The organism is Vibrio sp. 378 (genome assembly GCF_033339435.1).
Genome location: NZ_JAWOUO010000220.1, coordinates 1 through 958 on the forward strand (window position 1 = coordinate 1; position 958 = coordinate 958).

General features: G+C 49.7%; 1 protein-coding gene and 1 pseudogene. Both read left to right on the top strand.

The features are described 5' to 3' along the window. Positions 1-2 precede the first annotated feature (2 nt). Positions 3-641, top strand: a complete 639-nt coding sequence (locus R7Q48_RS25280) for a LysE family translocator (RefSeq protein WP_318132889.1) — start codon at positions 3-5, stop codon at positions 639-641. A gap of 110 nt (positions 642-751) precedes the next feature. After that, positions 752-958: pseudogene (locus tag R7Q48_RS25285) on the top strand (gamma-glutamyltransferase); the annotation flags it as partial.

Here is a 958-nt window from a genome sequence, read left to right on the forward strand (position 1 = left end):
TGCTGACATTGGCCAGCATTCACTTTATTGCCTTAATGAGCCCAGGCCCAGACTTCGCATTAGTGGTGCAAAATGCCACGCGTCATGGTCGCCAAACGGGCTTATACATCGCTCTTGGCTTGTCCGTTGGTATTTTGCTGCACTCGTTGTTCAGCCTGACTGGAGTGAGCTACCTTGTGCATCAACATCCTTTGCTGTATTCGGTATTACAACTGCTAGGTGGCAGTTACCTGCTTTACCTCGGTGTTGGTGCCCTGCGCGGCGTGATCGCTACGATCAAAAACCCACAAACGGATCCACAAAATAAAACAAACAGCTTCGTGATCAGCAACAAACGTCAGGCTTTTGCCAAAGGTTTTGCAACCAACATTCTCAACCCCAAAGCACTGGTTTTCTTCATCAGCTTGATGTCGAGCTTGGGGCCCGCCGGAATGTCGGTCTCGGGCAAAAGCATCGCGTTAGTTATCCTGTTCAGCTTGTCTCTGGTTTGGTTTTCTAGCTTGGCGTGGATGCTCTCAACGCAACGTTTACAACGTCGATTACAACAAGCAGGCATCTACATCGATGGCATCTGTGGTGTGGTGTTTACCCTCGTTGGCGGCAGTATCTTGGTGCAAACCATCAGCACATTAATCGGTTAACTCTCTGATTTAAAAGCGTCGCACACCCGACATTTATTAAAACGCTGACTCGACGATCTTCTCCATGGCTGCCAAGCTGAACAATCAAACTGGCAACATGGAGAGTCATCATGCATTGGACGTTCAACCGACTCGTGTCTACGGGTCTTTTTCTTAGCGCCTCTATCACCCACACCGCGTTTGCAAACCAAGCCACCGATGCGATTGCCCCAGAGCAAAGTACTGGGCTTGAGCACAAACAACTGGTCAAAGCCAAAGACTATATGGTGACAGCAGCGAACCCAATCGCCACCCAAGCTGGTGCTGATGTACTGGAG